General features: G+C 73.8%; 17 protein-coding genes. 13 read left to right on the top strand and 4 right to left on the bottom strand.

The window, feature by feature from the left end:
• Positions 1-7 precede the first annotated feature (7 nt).
• The 3 genes from ACFPIJ_RS15905 to ACFPIJ_RS15895 are packed head-to-tail and all read right to left on the bottom strand — an operon-like array spanning position 8 to position 2,485.
• Positions 8-844, bottom strand: a complete 837-nt coding sequence (locus tag ACFPIJ_RS15905) for a class I SAM-dependent methyltransferase (protein WP_380115718.1) — start codon at positions 842-844, stop codon at positions 8-10.
• Positions 837-1,346, bottom strand: a complete 510-nt coding sequence (locus ACFPIJ_RS15900; protein ID WP_380115716.1) for a GrpB family protein — start codon at positions 1,344-1,346, stop codon at positions 837-839. The genes ACFPIJ_RS15905 and ACFPIJ_RS15900 overlap by 8 nt, the downstream gene beginning before the upstream one ends.
• Positions 1,346-2,485, bottom strand: a complete 1,140-nt coding sequence (locus ACFPIJ_RS15895) for an alkaline phosphatase family protein (protein ID WP_380115714.1) — start codon at positions 2,483-2,485, stop codon at positions 1,346-1,348. The genes ACFPIJ_RS15900 and ACFPIJ_RS15895 overlap by 1 nt, the downstream gene beginning before the upstream one ends.
• 594 nt (positions 2,486-3,079) lie before the next feature.
• On the opposite strand from ACFPIJ_RS15895, the gene ACFPIJ_RS15890 reads away from it, so the two are divergent.
• The 6 genes from ACFPIJ_RS15890 to ACFPIJ_RS15865 are packed head-to-tail and all read left to right on the top strand — an operon-like array spanning position 3,080 to position 9,853.
• Positions 3,080-3,763 (top strand): nucleotidyl cyclase domain-containing protein, encoded by a 684-nt coding sequence (locus ACFPIJ_RS15890; protein ID WP_380115712.1) that lies wholly within the window; start codon positions 3,080-3,082, stop codon positions 3,761-3,763.
• An 11-nt stretch (positions 3,764-3,774) separates the two neighbouring features.
• On the top strand, positions 3,775-4,848 hold the full coding sequence (locus ACFPIJ_RS15885) for a hypothetical protein (RefSeq protein WP_380115711.1): 1,074 nt from the start codon (positions 3,775-3,777) through the stop codon (positions 4,846-4,848).
• Positions 4,845-5,963 (top strand): enolase C-terminal domain-like protein, encoded by a 1,119-nt coding sequence (locus ACFPIJ_RS15880; protein WP_380115709.1) that lies wholly within the window; start codon positions 4,845-4,847, stop codon positions 5,961-5,963. Before ACFPIJ_RS15885 ends, ACFPIJ_RS15880 begins: the two co-directional genes overlap by 4 nt.
• The gene (locus tag ACFPIJ_RS15875; RefSeq protein WP_380115707.1) at positions 5,956-6,993 is read left to right on the top strand and encodes an HAD family hydrolase; all 1,038 of its coding nucleotides are present in this window, start codon (positions 5,956-5,958) and stop codon (positions 6,991-6,993) included. The genes ACFPIJ_RS15880 and ACFPIJ_RS15875 overlap by 8 nt, the downstream gene beginning before the upstream one ends.
• Positions 6,990-7,811: a methyltransferase domain-containing protein gene (locus tag ACFPIJ_RS15870; protein ID WP_380115706.1), complete on the top strand. Its 822-nt coding sequence runs from the start codon at positions 6,990-6,992 to the stop codon at positions 7,809-7,811. The genes ACFPIJ_RS15875 and ACFPIJ_RS15870 overlap by 4 nt, the downstream gene beginning before the upstream one ends.
• Positions 7,808-9,853: a phosphoketolase family protein gene (locus tag ACFPIJ_RS15865; protein ID WP_380115704.1), complete on the top strand. Its 2,046-nt coding sequence runs from the start codon at positions 7,808-7,810 to the stop codon at positions 9,851-9,853. The genes ACFPIJ_RS15870 and ACFPIJ_RS15865 overlap by 4 nt, the downstream gene beginning before the upstream one ends.
• A 10-nt stretch (positions 9,854-9,863) precedes the next feature.
• On the opposite strand, the gene ACFPIJ_RS15860 is transcribed toward ACFPIJ_RS15865, so the two are convergent.
• Positions 9,864-10,538, bottom strand: a complete 675-nt coding sequence (locus ACFPIJ_RS15860; RefSeq protein ID WP_380115703.1) for an L-threonylcarbamoyladenylate synthase — start codon at positions 10,536-10,538, stop codon at positions 9,864-9,866.
• Positions 10,539-10,586: 48 nt separating this feature from the next.
• On the opposite strand from ACFPIJ_RS15860, the gene ACFPIJ_RS15855 reads away from it, so the two are divergent.
• From ACFPIJ_RS15855 to ACFPIJ_RS15825, 7 genes are all read left to right on the top strand, one after another.
• Complete coding sequence (locus ACFPIJ_RS15855; protein WP_380115702.1) at positions 10,587-12,500, top strand: ABC transporter ATP-binding protein; 1,914 nt, start codon at positions 10,587-10,589, stop codon at positions 12,498-12,500.
• Positions 12,497-14,302 (top strand): ABC transporter ATP-binding protein, encoded by a 1,806-nt coding sequence (locus ACFPIJ_RS15850; RefSeq protein WP_380115700.1) that lies wholly within the window; start codon positions 12,497-12,499, stop codon positions 14,300-14,302. Before ACFPIJ_RS15855 ends, ACFPIJ_RS15850 begins: the two co-directional genes overlap by 4 nt.
• Entirely contained in the window at positions 14,299-15,303 is a 1,005-nt protein-coding gene (locus ACFPIJ_RS15845; RefSeq protein ID WP_380115698.1) for a carbohydrate ABC transporter permease, read from the top strand. The genes ACFPIJ_RS15850 and ACFPIJ_RS15845 overlap by 4 nt, the downstream gene beginning before the upstream one ends.
• A complete protein-coding gene (locus tag ACFPIJ_RS15840) occupies positions 15,300-16,148 on the top strand; it encodes a carbohydrate ABC transporter permease (protein ID WP_380115696.1) in 849 nt (282 codons plus the stop codon). Before ACFPIJ_RS15845 ends, ACFPIJ_RS15840 begins: the two co-directional genes overlap by 4 nt.
• Entirely contained in the window at positions 16,148-17,422 is a 1,275-nt protein-coding gene (locus tag ACFPIJ_RS15835) for an ABC transporter substrate-binding protein (RefSeq protein ID WP_380115695.1), read from the top strand. Before ACFPIJ_RS15840 ends, ACFPIJ_RS15835 begins: the two co-directional genes overlap by 1 nt.
• A gap of 4 nt (positions 17,423-17,426) precedes the next feature.
• Positions 17,427-18,500 carry a glycosyltransferase family 2 protein gene (locus ACFPIJ_RS15830; protein ID WP_380115694.1) on the top strand — a complete coding sequence of 358 codons (1,074 nt, stop codon included), beginning with the start codon at positions 17,427-17,429 and terminating at the stop codon, positions 18,498-18,500.
• 678 nt (positions 18,501-19,178) lie between these two features.
• The gene (locus ACFPIJ_RS15825) at positions 19,179-19,649 is read left to right on the top strand and encodes a hypothetical protein (protein ID WP_380115693.1); all 471 of its coding nucleotides are present in this window, start codon (positions 19,179-19,181) and stop codon (positions 19,647-19,649) included.
• Positions 19,650-19,666: the final 17 nt, after the last annotated feature.

Genomic DNA, 19,666 nt, shown 5'->3' with positions numbered 1-19,666 from the left:
CCGCCCCTCACCGCTGCCGGGGGCCGGCGGAGACGAACAGCCCGGTGGACTTGGTGACGGTGAAGGCGCCGTCGCGGGCGATGCGCTCCTCGACGTCGGCCCGCAGCGCGTCCAGGTCGACCGCGTCGCGCCACGACGGCAGCGACGCGACGTAGGCGATGACCGGGTCGGCCTCCTTGACGACCAGGCCGTCGTCATAGCTGCGGACGGTGACGTCGGTGAAGGCCTCCCGCAGCTGCTCGGCGCCGTTGGTCAGGTCGAAGCGGCTGGTGTCGACGCCGCCCTCGAAGACCTGCCGGCCGGGCCGCGCGTGCCGCTGGGCGAGCTCCGTCAGCTCGCGCAGGTGGTCGGGCCCGTTGGTGGCCGTGAACGCCCGGCCGGCCGGCTTGAGGACGCGGGCGAGCTCGCGCAGGGCCTGCGGCCGCTCGTCGACGAGGTACAGCATGTGGTTGGCGATGACCGCGTCGAACGTGCCGGCCGGGAACGACAGGCCGAGCACGTCCTCGGCCCGGTACGCCGTCTGCGGGGGCAGCACGGAGCCAAGGCTGGTGCGGACGCTCTCGATCATCGTGGGGGAGCGGTCCGACAGGGTCAGCCGGACGCCCGGCGGGAGCGCGGCGGCCGCCTCCTGCCACAACCAGGCCGAGCCGCAGCCGACCTCGAGGACGGTCGCCTCCGGCGCCAGGTCGAGCTGCTCGGCGACCCACCGGGGCCAGGAGATCGACGCGGTGGACCAGTTGGCGTGCAGAGCGATCCGGGCGTTGATGCCGTCCGGGGTCTGGTACTGCGCCTTCACCCCGTCGGCCGCCTCGCGCCCGACCTTCGTCGCCGTGTTGTCAGTCATGCGTGCCTCCCGTTGTCCGATTGCCGTCGAGGATGCTGAGGATGAACGGGGCCTTGGCGCCCGTGTATCGGTCGGTGTCGTGCGGGTGCTCGGCGGCGAGGCGCTCCTTCAGCGCGGCGTACTCGGCCCGCACGGCCGGGTCGCGCCGGAGCCGGTCGCGGAACTCGAGGCGCTTGTGCCAGTACTCGCCGCCGTGCTCGGTGAGGTGGATGTGAACGGTGCGGCCGCCGTCACGCAAGAACGTGCGGCCCTCGACGCCGGCGGTGCCGAAGGACAGGTAGCCGCCGTCGGTGAGCCGCTGCGCGACGGCGTCGTGGTCCTCGGGCCGCACCCCGACGAGGATGTCGACGATGGGCTTGGCGACGAGGCCGGGCACGGCCGTCGAGCCGATGTGCTCGATCGCGGCCGGGACCGGGGCGCACAGCCGCGACAGCCGGGCGGCGGTCTCCCGGAACACCTGCGGCCAGACCGGATCGGGGGCGGCCAGGGTGAGCTCGCGCATCACAGCACCTGGGCGCACAGGGGGATGAGCATCTCCGCGTCGGACAGGCCGCCGTGGTGGCCGCGGAACACGTTGGGGTACAACGGATCCTTCCACCACACCGTCTCGCCCGGCGCCGGCAGCACTACGATCTCGCCGACCCGCTCGCGCAGCCGGCCGGTGACCCGGTCGCCGAAGACGCCCTCGTCGATCAGCTCGTCGGTCAGGTGTACGGTGGCGACCCCGTCGAGCCGCGACCGGAGCTCCTTGGCGATGTCGTTCGCGGTGTCCGCCTCGCGGACGTGCAGGAAACAGTCGCGAGGAGAGCCGGCCGGCCCGGTCTGCGGTTCGACGGACCATCGGCGCAGCAGGTCGGGCAGGGCCGGCCACAGCTCGTTCAGGTGGACCGTCGTGTCCGGGTCCATCGCGACGTGGCCGTGGTCGGCGGTGAGCAGCACGACGGTGCCGGCCGGCAGGGCGGCGAGCATGGCGTCGAGCTCGCGCAGGACCTGGGTGGCCTTCTCGCGGTACTGCGCCGACTCCGGCCCGCTGATGTGCGCGACGGCGTCCATCTCGTTGACGTAGAGCACCGAGTAGCGCGGGCCGGGCCGGGCCAGGTCGGCCACCACGTTCGCGATCGCGCCGGTGATGGTGTCGTAGCCGGCCAGCGCGGCCGGGCGCAGCACCACGGACGAGAACGTCGACGGGGTGAACTTCGCGCTCTGGTGGACGGTGGACGGTACCCCGGCGTCGGCGAGCCGCTGGTACACGGTGCCGAAGGGCAGCAGCCGCAAGGGATCCGGGGCGGCCGGGAGCAGGGTGTCGCGGGTGGTGTCCTTGGCGTAGGAGTACATGAGCGGGGCGACCAGCGCGTCGAGCGACGGCTCGTGGACGATCCACTCGTAGAGCCCGGTCTCGCCGACGGTGAGCCCGGTGTGCAGCGTGGTGACGTTCGCGGCCGTGGTGCTCGGGAACTGGGTGCGGATCGGGGCGCTGAAGCCGGTCAGCCGCGGCAGCCGGTCGCGCAGCTGCTCGAAGATGGGCCAGCCCAGCCCGTCGACGAGGATGAGCAGGACGTTGCGGGCCGTCGGCAGCCCCGCGAACGGTCGCCCGCCGGGTGCTGCGAACAGGCCGAGCACCAGCTCCGGTATCTCCGTCAACCTGGTCGGTTCGCTTTCGGGCAAGGTGCTACCCCCTCCTGTTGTCGACGGCTTTCAGGAAACGCTCAGGGATGGCGTTTGCAGTGGTGCACGCCTATTTATGGCGAGGACCGCGGCAACTGTTTCGCGCCAGATGTGATCACTGCGGAATATAGAGCGTAGGGTGAAGTTCGCATGCTGTCCCCCGTGGACCAGTGACGACTTACGTGCGACGATAAGAAACGTACCCCAGGTCCGTGGTGGCTGCCACCCGGTCGCGTCGATCCGCAAGGCTCCGACCGGCCGGAAAACGCTCTCTCACGCCGGCGTACCAGGCGATTCATTGACGGCTACGGCGTCAAAGTCGATCCCCCTAAGTTGCGTCTTCGCGCGTTAGGGGTGGACAACTGGATGGTGCGGCGAGTAGCAATTTGTAGACGTCACTCGACGCACCACAAAGCGAACATCACACGGGGAGTGGACGCATCTCGTGCTCCGATCGGTGTTGCCGGTCATGCTGCGCCTTCTGTGCCTCACCGCCGCCCCCGTTGTTGCAGACCGAGTGATCGGCGTGGGCAACCATCAATCTGCGGACGGAAGGCCAGGGCAACACTCGTGACGATCTCGGCCTATCAGACCAAGTATCTCCGCGCCGGGGAGACCCCATCCGGTTCGGAGCGGGACGTGCTCTACTGCGACCCGCTCACCTCGCTGGTCGCCTACCCATCGTTCGAGCAGCATCTCATCCGGATGCTGCCCGCCCTGGCCCGCGACGAGGTCCACATCGCGATCGGCGATGTGGACGGCCTGCGCGACTACGTGTCGCAGCGGCGCACCGCCGACCCGTACAGCTTCGGCCACCTCGCCGGCAACGCGTGCATGCGCGCCGTCGGCGCGGTCACCAGCACCTGGGCCGCCCGGGAGCTGCAGGAGGCCGACTTCCACATCTGCGGCACCTTCGGCGGCGACGAGGTCATCGCCGCCGCGGCCGGGATCAGCCATGACGCGTTCGCCATGAAGATCCACAGCCTCTGCGACGACATCAAGACGAGCTCCCCGCGGCCGTGCAGCTTCGCGCTGGCCACCCTCGAACCGTGCGCGCTGGAGCCAGCGGATGCCCGCAGCGCCTACCGCGTCCTCGTGTCGGCCGTCGATGCCCGGCTGTTCTCCATGAAGGAGGACGCCAAGCTCGCCGGCCGGCACCTGGAGGGTGCCGTGACCGACCTCGGATCGGTCTGTCTGGCCGACGAGCTCGAACTGACCGCAGACCTCGAACTGACCGCGACGATCGGAGGCTGAACATGACCAGTATGAGCGTGCGCCCGGCGGCCACTCAGATGCGGGAGCTGGCCGAGGAGTACGGCGTGCCCTTCCTCGACGTCGCGCTGATCGCGGCCAACGCCGAGGGCGCCCGGCCGCTGCGCGACTACCCGCGGGCCCGCATGCAGCTGCGCCCGGCCGGCTCGGACGAGGTCTGGCAGATCATCCTGCCCTTCGACAACGAGCAGTCCCGCTTCGAGGTCGCCGACGGCGCGCTGCGCTTCGAGGACGAGCCCATCGCCGACGTCGTGGCGCTGGAGAACGACGACGTGGTGCTGACCTACCTGCGGGCCGGCGGCCGGTCCATCACGCTGAACACCCACTCCCGGTCGAAGTGCACCGGCTGCATGTTCTGCCCCAACGTCATCGAGGACGCCTCCGACGACACGCTGACGTCCGAGGGCGAGCTCGCCGAGCTGCTCGAGTGGCTGCAGGCCGACAACGGCTGGACCGACCTCAGCCACGCCGACGTCATCACCGTCTGCAGCGGCTGCTTCCACTATCCGGCGATGGCGATCGAGCACATGGCGGCGATTCGCCGCGCGGCCGGCCGGTACGGCTTCACGGGCCGCCTGCACCTGCTGTCGTCGGTGCTGCGTGACCGCGACGACCTGGCCCGGCTGCGTGACCAGGCCGGCGACTTCCACCTGACGCTCACCCTGGAGTGCTTCGAGCGGCGCACGCTGCTGCTCAAGGACACCAAGGCGTCGCTGACCCTGGAGCGCTCCGCCGAGATCATGGACGACTGCCGCGACCTCGGCATCGTCGCCGACTTCACCTACGTCGCCGGCCTGGATTCCTACGCGCGGGCGGTCGAGGGCATCTCGTACCTGGCGCCGCACGCCGGCACGTTCCCGCGGATCCAGGTGTACCAGGCCCACAACGACTACATGCGGCGCGCCCGGCACCGCGACGCCGAGGACCTGCGGTACTTCCTGCGGCTGCGCGGCGAGCTGGAGGCGGTCTTCGCGCCGACCGGCCTGGCCCCGCGCTCGTGGGAGAACTACCGGCCGCTGTGGTATTCCAGCTTCAACGGCCGGCCGGTGGCCGGCCCCCGGGTGTGAACCCGGTCCCCGTCGTCCGGGTCGGCCTGCACGAGCTCGACCTGCCGGCCCCGGCGCCGGCCGTCCACCACCCGGCGGTCCGGGCCGACGCGCGCACCGACGCCGTCCGCGGCTGGCTCGTCGGCGTGAGCGACGGCCGCCGGTGGGGCTGGTGGGGTCCGGTCGGGGCGGCCGTCGCCCAGCAGGTCCCGGCCCTGGTCGCGGCCGCGTTCCCGCGGCTGCCCGCCGAGGCGGATCCGGCCGGCTTCGGCCGCCGGGTCCGCCGGGCCACCCGGCACGCCCATACCGGGCTGCTCGCGCTCGTCGTCGGCGCGCTCGAGCTGGCGCTGTGGGACCTGGCCGGCCAGCGGGCCGGGCTGCCGGTGTGGCGGCTGCTGGCTCCGGCCGCCGCCACCGACCGGGTGCCCGCCTACGCCACCTGCTTCGGCGTGCGCGGCGGGCCGGCCCGGGTGAGCACCGCGATGGACGCGATCGCCGATGCCTACGCCGTGCAGAAGTGGAACGCGGCCCTGCTCGGCCCCGACCTGATCGGCGCCGCCACCGGCTTCGTGCGCCGGCACGGCCCCGGCCGCCTCGCCGTCGACTTCCACGGCGCGTGGCCGCCGGAGCGGGTCGCCGCGGCGTGCGCGCCGCTGGCGGGCGGGCTCGCCTGGGTCGAGGAGCCCTACCACCCGGACGAGGTCGACCGGGGCCGGCCTGGCGAGTTCGGCGCCGCCCACGCCGCCGGCGAGCACTGCTACGGCGTCGCCGACACGGCCCAGCTGCGGGCCGGGGCGGTCGACGTCTGGCAGCCCGACGCCGTCTTCTGCGGCGGCCTGATGAGCCTGCTCGCCATCGTGCGGGCCGCGGCCGGCGCCGGGGCCCGGTGCGCGCCGCACGGCGGGGGCCTGCTGCCGGCCCTGCACCTCGCCGCCATCGGCGAGCGGATCGACGCGGTCGAGCTGCACCTGCTGCTCGAGCCGCGGCGCTGCGCCCACCTGGCCGACCCGCCGGTGCCGGGCCCCGGCGGGCCCTTCGACGCCCACCCTGGCGCGCTGCCGGTGCCGGCCGCGCCCGGCTGGGGCGGCGAGCTGAGCCCGCAACTCGGAACCAACCTGGAGGTAGTCGATGTCTGACCGCCGCCCCGTGCTGCTCGTGGACGCCGGTGGCACCCTGGTCACCCGGACCCGCCCCGGTCTCGCCGGCCGGGTCGTGCAGGTGCTCCGCGCCGCCGGCGACGGCCGGCCCGAGCGCCGGTTGCGGGCCGCCGTGCTGACCGCGGCCGACCCCGAGGCGTGCCTGCGCGCCCTCGGCCCGCTCGAGGCCCCGGCCCGCGCCGCCGTCTGGGCGGAGCTGACCGGCGACCCCGGCGACGCCGTCGTCCTGCCCGGCGCCGAGGAGCTGCTCGGCACCGCGGTCGGGCTGGGCTGGCGGGTCGTCGTGGCGACGAACGCCGGGCCGGGCACGCCGCCGCTGCCGGACGAGCTCGGCCGCCACGTCGACGCCGTCGCCGAGTCCCGGGCCTACGGCATCGTGAAGGACGACCCGCGCTTCTGGGCCCGGCTGGTCGAGCAGGAGCGCGTGGACCCGGCCGCCGCCCTCGTCGTCGGCGACGACCACGAGGCCGACCAGCGCGCCCCCGAGGCGGCCGGGCTGCAGACCCAGCCGGTCGGCCGCGGCGGCCGGACCACGGCGGAGCTCGCCGCCCGGCTGCGCGACGCCGGCCCCCGCCCCGAGGACGCCGCCGCGCTGGTCGCCGGGCGGCGCGAGTGGTGGGCCGGCCGGGACGTCGTCTCCGCCCCGCACCTGGCCCACCTGGTCGTCCGGGTCACCCGGGCCCGGGTCCGCCTCACCGCCGGGCCGGCCGGGGCGAACGCCATGGTCGTGCGCCGCCAGGACCGGCCGCCGGGCGTCATCGCGGCCGCCGGCCCGCTGCCGGACGTGGCGTGGCTGCACCTGCCCCGCGACCGCCGGCCCTACCAGGCGCCCGCCGACCTCCGGGCCCTGCTCGACCGGGAGGGGCTCAGCCTCGACGTGCTCTCGGCGTCGGACCGCCGGCACGCCCTGGCCATGATCCGCGAGGCCCGCGTCACCGAGACGGTCACCGAGCGGATGGCCGACCTGGTGCTCTTCCTCAAGGACCACGCGAAAGGCGCCCGCCGATGAGCTACGACCAGGACCTGTTCGCCGGTACCGCGGCCTACTACGCGCGCTACCGCCCCCCGTACCCGGCCGCGGCGATCGCCTGCCTCGTCGACGGTTTCCGGCTGGGCGCCGCGACCCCCGTCCTCGACCTCGGCTGCGGCACCGGCCAGCTCGCCGTCCCCCTCGCCGGGGCGGGCTGCCGGGTCTGGGCGGTCGACCCCGACCCGGACATGATCGCCGAGGGCTCCACGCTGCTCCCGCCGGACCTGCCCGGCCAGGTCCGCTGGGTCACCGCCCGTAGCGAGGACCTGCGCGCCACGGACCTGCCGCCGCTGCGGCTGTGCACGATGGGCGCCTCGTTCCACTGGATGGACCGCGACGCTGTGCTCGCCTTCCTCGACACGGTGGTCGAGCCCGGCGGCGGCATCGCCCTGCTGTCCGGCTCAGCCAGCATCTTCTCCCGCAGCGACGGCCTGGAGGGCGCCTGGCTGGAGGTCACCCGGGAGGTCGTCACCGAGTTCCTCGGCCCCCGCCGCCGCGCCGGAAGCGGCACCTACAGCCACCCCAAGCGCAGCCACGAGCAGGTCCTGGCCAGCTCGGCGTTCGGCGCGGTCGAGGCGCACCGCTTCACCACCACCCGGCCGCTTTCCGTCGACGCCGTGATCGGCCAGCAGCTGTCCACCTCGTACGCGTCCCCGACGCAGCTCGGCGACCGGCTGCCGGACTTCCGGCGGGAGCTGGCGCGACGGCTGGAGGCGATCGTGCCGCCCGGGGGCTTCCCCACGGTGGAGCACACCGACGTGATCCTCGCCCGGCGCGGGGGAGGCGAGGCCGGATGACCGCCGTCCAGGGCGCCGACGAGCTCCACACCGACCCGGGCGCACCAGCCGGCGGCGCGGCCTTCGACTACTGGCGGGCCGCCTGCCTGCTCAGCTTCAGCCACGCGGCCGGACTCACCTGGCCGCCGCCCGGCGAGCCGCAGCGCGCCCGCGCGGCCGGGCACTGGGGCTGCAACCCCGGCATCGCCTGGGCCGCCGCACACCTCGCCCAGGAGTCCGGCGACGACGGCTTCCTGCTCGTCGTCGGCACCGGGCACGCCGGGAGCTTCACCTTCGCTCACCAGGCGCTGCGCTCGGGCGCCCCGGCCGCCGCGGTCAGCGCCGCCACCGCCCGCTACGGCGCGCCCGGCGGCGACCCGTCGGAGCTACTCGGCGAGCCGGGTGTGCCCTACGTCGGCGGCGAGCTCGGCCCGGCCCTCGGCGTCGGGCAGGGCATCGCCGCGGCTACGCCCGGCCTGGCCGTCGCCGTCGTCATCGGCGACGGCGAGTGCGAGACGCCAGCCGCCCTCGCCGCGTTCGCGCACCACGACGTGCTGCGCCCCGCCGACGGCGCCTGCTGGCTGCCGGTCGTCAACGTCAACGGGGCCCGGATGGGCGCGGCCGCCCGCTTCTCGCCGCGGCACCTGCGGGACCTGCTGACCGGTCTGGGGTACACCGTGCTCGGCAGCGGCCCGCACACCGAGGAGGCCGGCCCGGCCGCCCGCCGCGCCTGGGAGCTCGCCCGGGCCGGCCGGTCCGTCGTCTGGCTCAGCGTCACCGACAAGGGCTGGCCGGCGCCCGTCGGCCTCGGCCACCGCCCCTTTCGCGGCCGCGACGCGCACAAGCTGACCGGCCTCGACCTCACCGACCCCGGCCTGCGCGGCGCCGTGCGCGACTGGCTCGGCGCGCTCAACGACCCGCCCGTCGTCGGCCCCGACGGCCGCGTCCCGGACCACATCCGCCACCTGGCCCGCCGGATGCGCACCGAGCTGCCGACCCCTGACCGCCCGGAACGGCCCGTACCCCGGCCGCCGGCCGCCACCACGGCCTCCGGCGGCGACGCCCCGCCCATGGACGAGGCGTCGCCCATGGACGAGGTCGACCGGGTACTCGCCGGGCGGGCCGTGCGGGTGCTGTCGCCCGACGAGGGCGCCTCCAACCGGCTGCACCGCTGCCTCGCCGGCGGGCTGGTCACCGAGGTCCTCGCCGAGGAGCTGTGCAGCGCCTGGGCGTGGGGGCACACCGAGGCCGGCATGCCCGCCGCCGTCGTCACCTATGAGGCCTTCGCGCCGCTGCTCGCCACGCAGCTCGCGCAGTACCTGAAGCTGCTGAAGGCCCGCCCGCCCGCCGGCCGCCCGCCGCTGGCCGTGGTGCTGACCAGCCTCGGGTGGGGCAACGCGCCGACGCACCAGAACACCGACCTGGCGGGAGTGCTGCTGGCGCGGGCCGCCGACGCTCCGGTCCGGGCCGCCTTCCCTATCGGGGCGCGCTCCGCCGCCGATCGGCTCGGCGCGCTCCTCGACGACCGCGACGCCGTCGCCATGCTGGTGTGCTCGAAGCAGCCGTTGCCCGACCTGCCCGACCCGGGCGGGCCCGCGGTGCGGATCCGGCTCGCCACCGGGGACGACGACGCGACGATCCTCGCCGTCGGCGACGTGGCCGTGCGCGAGGCGGTCGCCGCGATGGGGCTCGCCGCGGTGCACGGGGTGCGCATCGGCGTGGTCGCCGTGGTCGAGCCCGGGCGGCTCCGGGGCGCCTCCCGGCAGGCCGTGCGGGAGGCGTGCGCGCCGCCGAAGCCCGTCGTGTGCGTCTCGTGGGTGGCGGCCCACCACCTCGCCGCCGTGTATGCGTCGGCGGGGGCGGGATCGGCCGCGTGGCTGGGGTACCGGGAACGCTGGGGCGCGACGCCGTGGGACACCCTCGCGGCGAACCGCCTCACCCGCTGGTCCCTGCTCACCGAGCTGCACACCGCCGGCTGCCCGCTGCCCCCGTCGCTGTTGCGCCCCGCCGACGCCCCTCCGGGCCCGCTCGTCCCGGCCGGCCTCGAGGCGGTGCCGCTGTGACCGCGATCGTTCACCCCTCCAGCAGCGCCGCCTCGACCGCCCGGGCGTGCACGGCCCCGGCCCGGGTGACGACCGGCTCGGCGGTGCAGTCCACCACCGTCAGCCCGACGCCGAGCGGGCAGACGCCGCCGTCGAGCAGTACGTCCAGCGGAGCGTTGTACGCCTCGGCGAAGGCCAGCACCGCCGCCGGGCTCAGCGCCGGCGCCCGCTGCGCCGCCGTCGCCCCGTCGCTACGGCTGACGACCGACGTGGCGACGGGGTTGCGGGTGCGGGCCGCGAGCGCCCCGAGCGGCCCCGGATCCCGGGTCACCATCGCCGGGCCGTCGCCGAGCCACGGGTACCGTCCGGCCTCCCGCTCCTCCCGCCACGGCAGCAGCAGCGCCAGGTCGCCCGGCCACAGCCGCTCGGCCAGCCGCCCGGCGTCCGGCGAGACCACGAACCGCGCCGCCACCGCCGCGTCGGACGGCAGGACCAGCGCCAGGGGCTTCACCGACGGGCGGCCCTTGACGGCGAAGATGCGCCGGCAGGCGGCCTCGTCGGTGACGTCGGCGCACAGCATGTACCACCGGCGGGTCGGCACCGCCACGATCCCCCCGGCGTCCACGGCCTCGGCGCAGGCGTCGAGTGCCGCGTCGCCGCCGGCCGCGGGCAGCACCCGCACCGCCGTCACTTGTCCATCACGCACCCAGGTTCACCCACCTTCGGTGACGTGTCCACCCACCGGGGAGGCATTGTGAGCGACAACGGCAACGCCCAGCGGCTATGGCCGGCGATCGCCCGGCGGGAGCGGCAGCGGCGCGAGGCCGCCGGCCAGCTGGTGACCCTCGCCCGCCAGGCCGGTGCCGGCCTCGTCGGCGGCACCCTCGCCCTGCACGTGCTGTCCGGGCTCGCCCCCGTCACCTTCATGGTCGGCGTCGGCGTGGCCCTGCAGCACCTTGCGGCGGGCGGTGACCTCGGTGCCGCCGGGCGGTGGCTCGGCCTGGCCCTGGGTGCCTTCGTCGTGCAGCAGGGCCTCGCGCCGCTGCTGTTGCTGCTGTCCAAGGAGATCGCCCGGCGGGTCGACCGTTACTGCCTGACCCGGTTCATGACCTTCGCGCTGCTGGACGCGCCGCTGCCGGTGATGGAGCGCCCCGACGTCGCCGACCGGCTCACCTACGTCGACGAGATCTTCGAGCAGTGGACGTTCACGCCCGGCGCGGCGACCGAGGGTGGCATCGCGCTCGCCGGCCGCTACACCCAGCTCGCCGGGGCCGTCGCCGTCCTCGCCTGGACCGCCGGATGGTGGCCGGCCCTCATCGCCGCCGTCGTCGCCCTCGTCGTCCGCCGCGGCCGCTCCGAGGCGTTCTTCCACTGGGGCCGGCTCAACCGCGAGTTCACCCCCTACCAGCGCCAGACCGCCTACGTGCGCGAGCTGGCCACCAGCACCCGGGCCGCCAAGGACATCCGCACCCTGGGCCTCATCGGCTGGGTCGAGGAGCGCTACGCGGCCGAGGCCGGGGGGTTGCACGAGCGGCTGTGGTACTGGCGGCGACGCCTCTACGGCGGCCCGTTCGTGATCTACACCGTCCTGGCCGTCGCCGGGGCCGCCGCGGCGCTCGTCGCCATCGCCCGCGTCGCGGACGGCGGCCCGCCCGGCTCGGCGGCCGTCGGCGCCACGGCGATGGCGGTGCAGGCGCTCGCCCTGTGTGCCCGCTTCGGCATCGTGTTCCAGGAGTCCGACATCAAGATGGTCTTCGGCCGCGGCGCCTGGGAGGCGTTGCTCGAGATCGACGACATCGCCCGCGGCGCCACCGGCGAGCCGTCGCGCACCCGCGCCGTCGCGGGCCCGGCCCCCGCCGCCGGCCCGGTCCGCGCCGGTGTGCGCTTCGAGGGCGTGCGTTTCGCCTACCGCCCGGACCGCCCGGTCATCGACGGCCTCGACCTCGAGCTGCGGGCCGGCACGTCCACCGCGATCGTCGGCGTCAACGGCGCCGGCAAGACGACGATGGTGAAGCTCCTCGCCGGCCTGTACCGCCCCGACGCCGGCACGGTCCGCGTCGACGGCACCGACCTGCGCGACCTCGACCCGGCCGCCTGGACCCGGGCGATCGCGGTGACGTTCCAGGACTTCGTGCGGTACGAGGCGAGCCTGCGCGACAACGTCGCCATGAGCGCGATCGGGCACCGCAACGACAGCGCCGGCATCCTCGCCGAGCTGGCCCGGGTCGGGCTGGAGGACCTGGCGGCATCGCTGCCGGACGGGCTCGAGACGCCGCTGACCCGCGCGCTGCCCGGCGGCCGGGAGCTCTCCGGCGGCCAGTGGCAGCGCCTGGCACTGGCCCGGTCGCTGTTCGCGGTCCGGCACGGCGCCTCCGTGCTCGTCCTCGACGAGCCGACGTCGCAGCTCGACGCCCGCGGCGAGGCCGAGTTCTTCGACCGCTTCCTCGACCTCACCGAGGGTCTCACCAGCGTCGTCATCTCGCACCGGTTCTCGTCCGTGCGCCGCGCCGACCGGATCGTCGTCCTCGACGGCGGCCGGGTCAGCGAGGCCGGCGGCCACGACGAGCTCGTCGCCGCCGGCGGCACCTACGCATCCATGTTCGCCGTGCAGGCGCGGCGGTTCGCGACCGAGGCCGGCCCGGCCGGCGGCAAGGAGATGCAGCTGTGACGGAGACGCTGTTCTGCATTCGGTACCTCTTCGCCCTCGGCTGGCGGCTCGACCGGCGGCGGCTGCTCATCGGGGCCGGCCTGCTGGCCCTGGCAGCACTGGCCACGCCCGTCGTGGCGATCGGCCTCGGCCGGCTCGTCGACGGCGTCGCCGCGGGAGACTGGGCCGTCGCCGCGCGCTGGGCCGTCATCGCCGCAGCCGCCCTCGGCGCCGAGCTCACCCTCGACAACTTCGCCCACATCTACTACTTCGAGCTCTCCGAGCGCATCGACGAGGAGCTCAACCGCGACCTCATCCGCCTGGTCAACGGCACCAGCCGGCTCGACCGCCGCGACGATCCGGCCTTCGCCGACCGGATCGACCTGCTCCGCCAGGACGTGCTGCAGATGCGGATGACGGTCCAGTCCGGCCTGCAGCTCGGCGCGATCGCCGCGCAGATCCTCTTCACCGCCGTGCTCCTGGCCACCCTGTCGCCGGTCCTGCTGCTCCTGCCGCTCGTAGCGCTCGCCCCCGTGTTCCTCGGCCGCCGCGCCGAGCAGGTCCTGCAGGCCGCCCGCGAGGCTCAGTCGCCCCTCACCCGCTCGATCCGGCATCTGCGGCTGCTCACCACGAACCCGGCCAGTCACAAGGAGATCCAGATCGCCGGCAGCGCGGCCTACTTCGTCGCGCAGCAGGGCCGCCTCCTGGACGCCTACGGCTCCGCCATGCGCCGGGCCCAGCGGCGCCACTCGGCGCTCGTCGCCGCCGGCCAGCTCATCTTCGCCCTCGTCTACGTCGGCTCGGTCCTGTGGGTCTACAACCTCGCCCGCAGCGGTGCCGCCAGCATCGGCGACGTCGTCCTGGTCGTCTCCCTTGCCACCCAGGTCGGCGCCCAGATGGCCAGCGGCCTCGACCTGCTCGGCACCGTGCACCGCTCGGCCGCCGGGCTGCGCCGCTTCCTGGCGCTGGAACACGACACCGCCGCGGTCGCCGCCGGATCCGCCCCCGAGGGCGCCGCCCCGGCCGCCGTCGGCGACGGCATCCGCCTCGAGTCGGTCGGCTTCACCTACCCCGGCGCCCGGGCCGAGACCCTGCACGACATCGACCTGCACCTGCCGGCCGGCGGCTCCGTCGCCCTCGTCGGCGAGAACGGCGCCGGCAAGAGCACCCTCATCGCGCTGCTGCTCGGCCTCTACGCGCCCACCCGCGGGCGGATCGTCGTCGACGGCACCGACCTCGCCGGGGTCGCCCCCGAGCAGTGGCGAACCCGGGTCGCCGCGCTGTTCCAGGACTTCGCCAAGGTCGAGCTCTCACTGCAGCACAGCGTCGGCGTCGGCGACCTGCCCCGGATCGAGTCCCGCGACGCCGTCCGCGGCGCCGTCGACCGGGCCGGCGCGGGACCCCTCGCCGACCGGATCGGCGGCCCCGACACCCTGCTCGGCAACGGCTACGGCGACGGGCAGGACCTGTCCGGCGGGCAGTGGCAGCGGATCGGCTTCGCCCGCACGCTCATGCGGCGCCGCCCGCTGCTGCTCGCCCTCGACGAGCCTGCCTCGGCCCTGGACGCCCTGGCCGAGCAGCAACTCGTCGACGCCTACCAGGCGATGGCGAAGGAGGTCGCGGTCACGGTCGGCGGCGTGACCCTCTTCGTCACCCACCGCCTCTCCACCGTCCGCCTGGCCGACCTCGTCGTCGTGCTCGAGGGCGGCCGCATCGTCGAACGCGGCAGCCACGGCGAGCTGATGGCGCTCGACGGCCGGTACGCCGACCTCTACCGCAGTCAGGCCCGAGCCTACGCCGACACGTCATGGGGGACGTCATGACCACATTGGACACTCGCGAGCAGGAACGCGTCGACCGGGCCGGCCCGGGCGAGCAGGAACGCGTCGACCGGGCCGGCCCGCCGCCCGCCGGGGACCAGGAACGCAACCGGCACGGGCCGCGGCGGCGGCGCCGGGAGACCCTGCTGGGGCTGGCGCTGACCGCGCCGGCGATGGTGCCGCTGCTCGTGTTCGTCATCGGGCCCAGCGCCGCGGTGGCGGTGATCTCGCTCTACCACTGGAGCCTCCTCGGCGACGCCCCCGTGTTCGCGGGCGTCGACAACTACACCAAGCTGGTCCACGACGAGAAGTTCTGGCAGGCGCTGCGGCAGACGGCGTACTTCGCGCTGCTGACCGTACCCACGACCGTCGGGCTCGGCTTCGTCCTCGGCTGGGCGCTGTTCCGGCGGGTCCGCAGCGGGCACATCCTCGGGGCGGTCATCTTCTCGCCGTACGTGCTGCCGCCGATCGCCACCCTGCTCACCTGGTCGTGGATCTTCCACGGCCGCTACGGGGTCCTCAACGCGCTGCTCGGCCACCTCGGGATCGGGCCGGTCGACTGGCTCGGCGACCCGGACTGGATCGTGCCGTCGATGGCGTTCTACACCGTGTGGGCCGGCACCGGCTTCAGCCTGGTGCTCTACCTGTCGAGCTTCGGCCGCATCCCGCGCGAGGTGTTCGAGGCGGCCGCCGTCGACGGCGCCGGGAACGGGCGCATCCTGCGCCGCATCGTGTTCCCGCTCAGCGGTCCGACCACCTACCTGCTCGTCATCTTCAACGTGACCGCCGCGCTCAAGATGTTCGTCGTCAGCTACATGTTCACCGCCGGCACCGGTGGCACCGGGCGCAGCGGGCTGACCGTGAACCTCTACCAGTACCAGCAGGCCTTCGTGAACTTCGAGGGCGGCTACGGCGGGGCGGTCGCGACCACCCTCACCGCCGTGATCATGGCGGTGCTCGCTGTCGGCGCGGCCCTCGGACAGCGGAAGGTCTTCTACCAATGAGCCGGACGACCCCTCCCACCTGGCGCGAGCGGGCCGGCAGCGTGCTGCTCTACGGCGCCGGCCTGGTCTTCGCCCTGCCCGTCTACTGGATGCTCGTCCTGTCGATGTCCCGGCCCGACCAGGCCGCGTCCACGGCGCCGCCGCTGGTGCCGACGGTACCGTGGCGCAACTTCGACGCCGTGTTCAGCGCCCAGGACTGGCCGCGGTACTTCGCCAACACGATTCTGGTCGCGGTCTCGATCGCGGTGCTGGCCACCCTCACCTCCTGCCTGGCCGCATACGCGCTGGCCAACGTGCGGCTGCCCGGCAAGCGCATCCTGTTCGGTCTCGTCATCGCCGCGTTCGTGGTGCCGACCGAACTCGGCTTCGTGCCCAACTTCGTGCTCATGCGGGCAACCGGCCTGCTCAACACGTACTGGTCGCTGATCCTGCCGTTCGCGGCCAGCCCATTGGGAATCTTCATCCTGCGGCAGCGGTTCCTCGCGCTGCCCCGCGAGCTGTGGGAGGTCGCCCAGACGGAGGGGTGCTCGCATCTGCGGTACCTCTTCACGATCGTCCTGCCGAGCAGCCGCTCCGCGGTCGCGGTGACGGCACTGATCAGCTTCATCGCCGGCTGGAACCTCTTCGAGTGGCCGCTCATCTTCACCACCGACGAGACCGTGCGGCCGGTCCAGGTCGCGCTGTCCTACTTCAACAACGTCGACGCCGGCTCGTCGCCCACGATCCTCGCCGCGGCGGGCGTCCTGGTCACGGTGCCGGTGCTCGCGATCTACCTGCTGGCCCGCCGCCAGCTCACGGCGGCGATGACCGGCGAGTCCCCGATCGGAGGAACAGGAGAACGATGATGACGAGACAACCCTGGCTGGCCTGTCTGAGCGTCGCCGCGGTCCTGGCCACGACCTCGGCGTGCGGTGGCGCCGAGGCCGTGGCCCAGGGCGGGCGGATCACCGTGACGGTCGGCACGGCCAACGCGGGCGCGGTGCTGGCGTCGGTGACCAAGATCGTCGAGGACTTCAACGCGAGCCAGTCCGAGATCACCGTCAAGCTGCAGCAGTACCCCGACGCCGCGACCCTGCTGCAGAAGACCCTCGTGCAGCTCTCGGGCGGCGCCCCACCGACGCTGTCGCCCTGCCAGCCGTCGTGGTCGGCCGCCTACGCGAAGGTCAACGGCCTGACGGACCCGAGCACGATGCTCGGCGCCCCCGAGGCGCTGAGCAAGAAGGACCTCGACGACTTCCATCCGGCCCTGCTGAAGTCCACGAAGGTCGGCGGCAAGCAGGTCTCGCTGCCATTCGACCGCAACATCTCCTTCCTGTACTACAACAAGCAGCTGCTGCAGCAGGCCGGCCTGAGCACGCCGCCGGCCACGTGGGAGCAGTTCGCGCTGTACGCCGAGCAGCTGACCAAGGGCGACACGTACGCCGCGGACTTCTTCAACTCGCCGTACATGGTCGCCGTCTGGGACGCGATGGTCCACGCCTACGGCGGCAAGGTCCTCAACGACGAGCAGACCCGGGTGGCGTTCAACTCCCAGGCCGGCCGCGACGCCCTGCAGTTCTGGGTCGACCTGGCGAAGAAGAAGGTGGTCCGGGTCGCGTCGGAACCCTCGGCCGGCCAGCTCAACTTCGGCGCCGGCAAGACTGCGTTCTTCATCAACGACAGCAGCTCCATGTCGTTCAACGCCCAGGCCGTCGGCGGCAAGTTCGAGATGGCCGCCGCGCCGATGCCGGCCGGGCCCGCGGGCGCCTTCTCCGAACTCGGCGGGGCCAACATCTGCCTGTTCAACAAGGCCCCGAAGAACGTGCAGGCGGCTGGCTTCCGGTTCATCTCCTACCTGCTGAGCACGTCGAACAACGGCGACTTCGTCAAGGCGTCCAACTACCTGCCCAACCGCGCCAGCACCGTCGAGGCGCTCAAGGACTACTACGCCCAGAACCCGATCCCGGCGACCGCGGTCGGCCAGCTCCAACACGCCGTCGACCCGCCGACAGTCCAGGGCTGGTCGCAGGCAGCCGCCGCCATCCTGGTCCACCTCATGAACGCGGTGCGCGGCGACGAGACCGTCGAGTCCGCGCTCGCCAAGGCGGAGAAGGAAGTCAATGACATCCTCCAGCAGTGACCCGATGAGCATCAGCGTCGTCATCCCGTCCTACAACGCTGGCCCGCAGGTGAGCCGGCTCCTGCAGGACCTGGCCGCCTGTGCGGTGGACCCCGGCGACAGCATCGAGGTGGTGGTGGCCGACGACGGCTCCACCGACGGCACCGATGACCTGCTCGCGGGCCTCAGCCTGCCGTACCAGCTCACCTATCTCTATCTGCCCCGGACCGAAGCCTCCGGCCGGGCCACCGCCCGCAACGCCGCCATCGGCAAGGCATCCGGCGACGTGATCGTCATGCTCGACGCCGACCAGACCGTGGAGCCCGGCTTCCTGGCCGCTCACGCCGCCTACCACCGCCTGCGCCCGGACCTGGTGGTCGCCGGCCCGCGCGGTGACCTGGTCGACGGCGAGCTGGCCGGCTGGGACGGCCGCGAGCTGGTCATGGCCGAGTTCTCCGAGAACCTCAACAACCTGGCCACCCGCTGGCACTACGCATTCAGCTGCAACTTGTCCGTCCGCCGCACCCATCTGCAGGCGGTCGGCGGCTTCGACGAGGGCTTCCGCGGCTGGGGCCTGGAGGACTCGGAGCTGGGCTACCGCCTGCACCGCCTGGGCCTGGCCTTCGCCTTCAACCCGGCGGCGGTGACCTACCAGACCCGGCGCCACATCACCCCGGCCATGTTCGACGAGTGGCGGGCCAACCTGGACCACTTCGTCGCCAAGCACCACGGCACGGCCGACGTCGCCATCCAGCAGATCATCTGCCGCGCCCTGGACCCGGCGGACTGGAGCCTGGACTGGCTGCAGTGCATGGTCCGCATGGAGTTCGCCGCCCGCGGCCTGGCCGGCCGCCTCCCCGAGCCGGCCGCCTACACCCTGCTGGAGGCGGCCGACGCCGACGCCGACGCGGCCCTGGCCCGCCTGCCGGAGCTGGCCGCCGCGCACGACCTTGTCGTCATCGACGACACCGGCGACGGCCGGCTGGGCGGCCCCGCCCAGACCCTGACGACCGCGAAGGAGCTTGCCTACTTCCACCGACCGTCCGCGCAGGCGCGGCAACGCATCCTCGAGCGCTACCGCGCCACCACGAGCGGGTAGCCCCGGACCGGTACGACGTCGCCGTCCCGGCCGCCGGCCACTTCCAGGTCGCGCTGCACCAGAACGGCGGCGGCACCGGCAACTCGAACCGGCCCTGACCCGGCAGGATCTCGGCGTCCGGGCGGCGGTGGCGGGCCCCGGCCCCACCGACCTCCCGGACTGCCTGGTCCCGGTCCTCGACCAGCGCTGTGCTTGCACCAGGGCGCGGATGGATCGCAGCGTGCGTGGCCGGCCGGGGCGCTTGGGTCCGGAGGCGGCCGCGTGGCGACGGGCGATGAGATTGCGGTGCCAGCGTAGGACGGTGTCGGGGCGAACGACGAGCCGCAGCCCATGGAGCGCGTCCGTTGGCAGCCGGTGCGGCAGCGCTGCCAGGAACGCCCGATCGGTCGGGTCGAACCGCACCCTCTCGTTGCCCAACTGGCGTTGCGGCACCATGATCTGGTGGCGCAGGGCGAGGGTCTCGGCGTCCTTGTCCCGGTCGCTCATCGGCAGTAAGCGCAGGATCGCGAGTGCGTTCGTCACGCCGAGGTACGCCAGTACTGGGGCGCCTACAAGAACGTGAGGAAGGACCCGCCGAGCGGCTGGCAGTTCCTCGCGCCGTGCCCGCTCAACCAGCCCAACTGCGCGCCCAGCCAGACGGCCCCGGGCGGCGGCACGGTGCCGATCTAGGGTGGGTCGATGAGAGGACTTCGGTTCCTGGTCGCGGTGGCGCTGCTCCCGGCGCTCGCCGCGGTCGCCGGGTGCTCGCCGCGCGAGGTGTTCCTGGCGGCCGCGGGCTGGAGCGACGGGCAGCCGGTCGTCGTCCTCGCGCCGTGCAAGGGCAGCAAGGTCACCCAGGTGGCGGTTTACGAGGAGTCCGGGTCGGCGTGGGAGGTGACCAACGACGCCGGGGTCGACTACGCGGAGTTCCCGCTGTTCTCGACCCCGGCCGGGTGGACGCAGACGATCGGTGAGCTGCGGGAGCTGCGCGACGACACCTCGTACGCCGTGCTGGGCGAGATCAGCGGACACCCGCCGGTCGCCGGAGTGCGGTTCACGGCGCCCCAGTTACGCGAGCTCGGGCCCGACGAGGTGCTCGCCCGGCCCGGCAAGACGGGGGAGCTGATGTCGAAGGCCGCGTACCGGAAGTTCGCCCGCGGCGCCTGCTGACCGCCTTCGGATACCGG

The organism is Dactylosporangium cerinum (assembly GCF_042653625.1).
GTDB lineage: Bacteria > Actinomycetota > Actinomycetes > Mycobacteriales > Micromonosporaceae > Dactylosporangium > Dactylosporangium cerinum.
This window is presented reverse-complemented; position numbering and strand designations above follow the sequence as displayed.